At 61.0% G+C, this 4,485-nt stretch carries 3 protein-coding genes and 2 pseudogenes; all 5 read right to left on the reverse strand.

Annotated elements, in window-relative coordinates; translation table 11 throughout:
• Positions 1–278: pseudogene (locus F604_RS13600) on the reverse strand (helix-turn-helix domain-containing protein); the annotation flags it as partial.
• 139 nt (positions 279–417) lie between these two features.
• Positions 418–2,166 carry a GmrSD restriction endonuclease domain-containing protein gene (locus F604_RS0111345; RefSeq protein WP_019551742.1) on the reverse strand — a complete coding sequence of 583 codons (1,749 nt, stop codon included), beginning with the start codon at positions 2,164–2,166 and terminating at the stop codon, positions 418–420.
• 331 nt (positions 2,167–2,497) lie between these two features.
• Positions 2,498–3,079: a hypothetical protein gene (locus F604_RS0111350; RefSeq protein WP_019551743.1), complete on the reverse strand. Its 582-nt coding sequence runs from the start codon at positions 3,077–3,079 to the stop codon at positions 2,498–2,500.
• 10 nt (positions 3,080–3,089) lie between these two features.
• On the reverse strand, positions 3,090–4,253 hold the full coding sequence (locus F604_RS0111355) for a hypothetical protein (RefSeq protein WP_019551744.1): 1,164 nt from the start codon (positions 4,251–4,253) through the stop codon (positions 3,090–3,092).
• A pseudogene (locus F604_RS0111360) lies at positions 4,243–4,485 on the reverse strand (transposase); the annotation flags it as partial. The gene F604_RS0111355 and the pseudogene F604_RS0111360, both read right to left, overlap by 11 nt.

A 4,485-nucleotide genomic window follows, 5' to 3' on the forward strand; every position in this document is an offset into this window, starting at 1 on the left:
ACCGGCAAGGCCCTCTTCCTTGAGGCGTTTCCGCCAGCGGTAATAGGTGGCCCGGCTGATCCCCAAAAGCTCCTGGATCTCGGGCCAGCCCACCCGGTATTTCCTGAGCGCCTCCACCTGTTTGAGCTTCCGTAAGCGGTCCTGAACCGTGGGATCGCCGGCCCCGGCCGCAAGGTAGCCCTTCGGGCTGACCTTGGAGTTCCCGGGCCTTCAAGGTAGCCCTTCGGGCTGACCCGCGCTCCCCGCAAAACCTCTTTGCCAACCGTGGTAAGCTGCATCCGTGGGGACCCCCTCTCTCTTGGAGTGGTCCCCACATTTTTACTCGTCCAGTCTCACATGTGTCTGGCCGGGTTCACCATATAGTGGTTGAAATTCCGCCGCACTCCGGGGGCCGGCCTGGCTATGGCTTTTCCAGGCTCAGATTCTCATGAAGCCCTCCTGAATGACGGCGGCCATTCTTTTGCGTCGCTCTTCCAAGAAACTTTCGTATTCCATGGTATACCATTTTTCTGGAAGGGCGTGAAACCAGTACATTTGCGCTAGCTCCTCCGGTGCGAACCGCGCCTCATATTCCGGAGCATACTTTTCCGGCGGCCGATCGCTGATATCCAGGTTGTCTCGCCATTCTACCAGCGCATAGTTGGCCACCTGATTGATGTCGCGCCAGTCCCGATTCAGCTTTTCCAGGTAGCGTCTTGGAAAGAGGTGGTGGCGTTCAAGGCTTTCCCGCGTTCCCTGAACCATGGGATCAAGCAAGTCCCGTACTTTCATGCGGGAGTAAAGTACGGGGGCATCGAGAAGGCATAGCGCCGCAAAATAGGCGAATTGGGCCGTGTTGCGCGGTGAAGCCGTGGCCAGTTCGTTGGGGAGGGTGATCTCCCAATAGTCGTCTGTAAGAACAGCCCTTATCTCCTGTTCCAATACCTGGATGAAGTCCTCGCCGTCTCTGCAGCCCCGAAGCAAGGCCAAATCCTGCTCCATACGGGCCTCTGGAGAACCGGTATAACGGCCTGTTAGGGAACTCATGAAGAACCAGCGGGCCATGATATCGCGCAGGGGATGGCCTGACAGGCCAAATTCCCGCTTCCCAATGAGCCAAAGGGCATAGGTGTAGACGACCGCGGTCTCAGAGGTGACCATCTTGGGATGGATGTACCCTGCCCGTTTCAGCACGCCAAAGAAGTCATGCCAGTGTTGCAGGTTAAGCACGGCATTCTGGGCTTCCTTGAGTCTGGCAAACTGCGCATCCCGCCGCTCGGCCGAGAACTCACCGGTTTGCAAATCCTTCCCGCGCAAAATGGAATAGACGTGTTCCAGACGGGCTCGGCGAAAGGCCAGGGCTACGTCTACCCGTAGCAACTGATCCGGGGACGGATGAAAATAGGGGTTATAGGGCGAGGGTTTGGAATCGCCCGAGGGCTGCTTGGCAAGCCGGCAGAAATCCTCCAGTTCCTTGCGCCCCTCGTCCCAAAATACCGACATCAGGGTAAGGACGAAGTCGGCTTGATTCAGCGTGCGCCCCTGGCTGTTGATGCGGACGAAGATCTTGGATACTTCCTCCTCACTGGCCTGCGCCGAGATCTCCAGCGCGCTCAGGGGGTAGTTTGCCAAGTTGAATAGCCTATGGATGGCCTCAGGAATACGCTTCTCGCCATCCGGAGCCAACGCCTGGCGCTGTCTCATCCGCTCCAGGAATTCCCGAATGAGCTCATAGAGATTCGTGTCCGACCGCCACAATACGCTGATATCCGAAATCCAGGAGCTATCCCGCTCGATGGGAGTATTGGTTACCTCGAAGCGCTCCTCTAGGGGGTGAAACGCGATGCGCAAGCGCCGCTCCTCAAAGTTCTTATCGACAATAGGCCTTCCCTTCATTACAGCGTACAGAGCGGTCAAACGTTGTTGACCGTCCACAATAAGGAGACGCGGGGGCTTTTGTTTCCCGCCGGTGCCGATGAGGCGATATTCCCCTGGAAACCCGTTCTCCCAAAAGAGGAGGGTGCCCACAGGATAGCCGCGGTACATGGAGTCGAAGAGGTCGCGCACACGGGTCGTATCCCACACGAAAGGCCGCTGGATGTCGGGTAGGCCGATTTCGCCGATCTCGATATCGGAGAGCAATTTGCTGACCGTGTAGTCCACCTTACGGAAGAGCAGGGGGTTCACGACCCACCTCCCTCTGGTTCTCGGGTGCTGTACGAGCGGCGCACCGCCTTACCGCATAATCCAAATGAGGCCATGGACGGTTAGGCATAACCTCGAGCTCCTCCTTATACACGATTCCACACGGCCACAACTAGGCTATTTTGAACCATTCCATGCACCTGATTTCCCCCATGGCCTTCATTCACATCTTCCCCTCCACTACATTCTCCCCCAAAGGGGCCCGCCGAGGGGTGCAGATGGTGAAAAATACGCGCCCGGTTAGGGGTAACCCTATCCCTTCAATTGCATAGACGGCGATGATGGCGTCGGGGGTCGCATAGGGCCAAGGGGCCTAATTGTTCGGGATCAACCCGAATACCTTACCGGAAAGGACCAGGGTGGCCTCTTCCAGAGAGTACTGGATGGTTCCCGAACCGGTGACGGAAAGCAAGACCCCTACCCGGAAGCGTCCGCCCCGCAGGAGGTCAAAGGCCGGGTCCCCGGGGGCCAGGGTGGCCGAAGGGGCAAGCTCGGCCGTCTCTCCCGGGTTGAGGGACTTGCTGTCGTTCAGAACCCTGTAGTCCCCGTTCCCGTCGTAGATGTTGCTGTCCCCTTCCGGGGCCACGTGGACCTCGAGGCCTACGTTCACCGGACCGCCGCTCTGGTGGACCAGGCGGACCCGGGCCAAGAATTCTGCGCGCTCCAACACGTCCCGGGTATCCGTCAGCGACAACCAATACCCATCTGGATCGTTGCCAAAAGTGTTGTCCCCATCGTCGTCGGGAAAACGGAGGGTCCCGCTTATCACGTCTAGGGAACCGCTCCGGTTTGCCTCGGGCACGAAGGTGTGGAGTTCCAGCCGAAGGGTGGTCACCGTATAGCCGCTGCAGGCGGCCAGGAGGAAAAGCAGGCCAAGCCAGGCCAACCGTTTCATGCTCACCTCCTCAGAATCCCAGGCTCAAAGCCAAACCGTACACCAGGCCCCCCACCAAGGGTGCCTCATGGGTGGTCAGGGCCGCGTCCAACTGGAGGCCGGGAAGCCTAAGTCCCCCTCCCAGGCCCAGGCGCCACCCCCCCTCGCGCCCAAACCCGGCCCTCAACCGGAAGGCGGACCAAGCGTACTCCGCACCCAGGTGGAAGCTCCCCTCGGCCAAGGCCCAGTCCCCGGCCAGGAGAAGGCTTCCCTCCTCGAGGGGAAGCCGGTAGGCGCCGTTTAGGAAAGCCGCGGGGGCGAGGCCGGCCCTTTCCCGCACCGCCGGGGTGGAACTTATAAGCTGGCCGTTTTGGTAGACCTCCTCCTGGCCGGACCAGCGCACAAAGCCCAGGAGGTTCCGCACCCCCAGGCCCAGGGTGAGGTTCTCGTACGTCCAGGCCAGGCCCAGGTCGGCCATGGCCCCATAGCCCTGGCCCTGGCCGGGGTAGCTTAGAAAGCTCTTTACCTCGTACTCGGTTCCGGAAATCTGGTCCCCCTGGTAGACGGGCCGGGCCTCGGCCTGGGCCTCGAGGTGGGCCAGGCCGTAGAAGCCGAGCCCCCTAACCCCCAGGTGCAACCGGCCCGCCCCGGGGATTTCCGGCAAGGGGGTGGCGTAGGCCAGGTCCAGGGCCAGGCCGGCCGTGAAGCTGCCCCGGCCGCGGAGGGCGCAAGGGGAGGGGTTTTGCTGGCAGACGCTGGGGTTGCCCTTTAGGGCTTCTTGGAGCTCGGGGCTTGTTTCCACCGCCACCCCATCTACCCCCTGGAGGTACCCTAGGCCGAGCCGAAAGCCGGCCTCCGAGGCCAAGGGGAGCCGCAGAAGTGGGGAAGGCAAAAGGGAAGAGGTCTTTCCCCCCGTCCCGGCCCGAAAATCCAGCACCAGGGGCTTTCCCTGGCCATCCGTGAGGGTGATCCCATCCCCTCTCACGGTGAAGACCACCTCGTCGGGGCTTCGGGCCGGGTTGAAGAGGAAGGCATCCGGGTGGCTCAGCTGGTCATAGAAGCTTAGGAGGTCAAACTTCTCTTTGAAAGCCTTCCGGTCGGTGAAGTAGGTGACCGGGCTGGTGTCCGGGAAAAGGGGAAGGGCCAGCCTAAGAAGCCCTAAGGGTAGGGGGCAGACTTGACCGCTATACCGCATAGAGCCTCAGGAAGCGCAGGGCGGAGAGGGGGTTGAAGGAGAAGGCCTCCAAGGCCGCCTTCTTCTCCCTGACCCCTTGGCGGTGAAGCATGGAGACCAGAAAGGCCCGGAGGGCCGCCAAGACCTGTGCCCCCACCCCCCGCACCTGGCAGGCATCCTCGTGGAGGAGAACGTCCCGTACCCAAAAGGACCGGTTCTCTACCTCCCACCGGTAAAGGAGAAGCTCCCCAAG

It is taken from the genome of Thermus scotoductus DSM 8553 (genome assembly GCF_000381045.1).
GTDB classification, from domain to species: domain Bacteria; phylum Deinococcota; class Deinococci; order Deinococcales; family Thermaceae; genus Thermus; species Thermus scotoductus.

Bases quoted from the DNA above. Each gene is read 5' to 3' on its own strand.
- F604_RS0111350 (WP_019551743.1), bottom strand. From the start codon at position 3,079: ATGAAACGGTTGGCCTGGCTTGGCCTGCTTTTCCTCCTGGCCGCCTGC.
- F604_RS0111355 (WP_019551744.1), bottom strand. From the start codon at position 4,253: ATGCGGTATAGCGGTCAAGTCTGCCCCCTACCCTTAGGGCTTCTTAGG.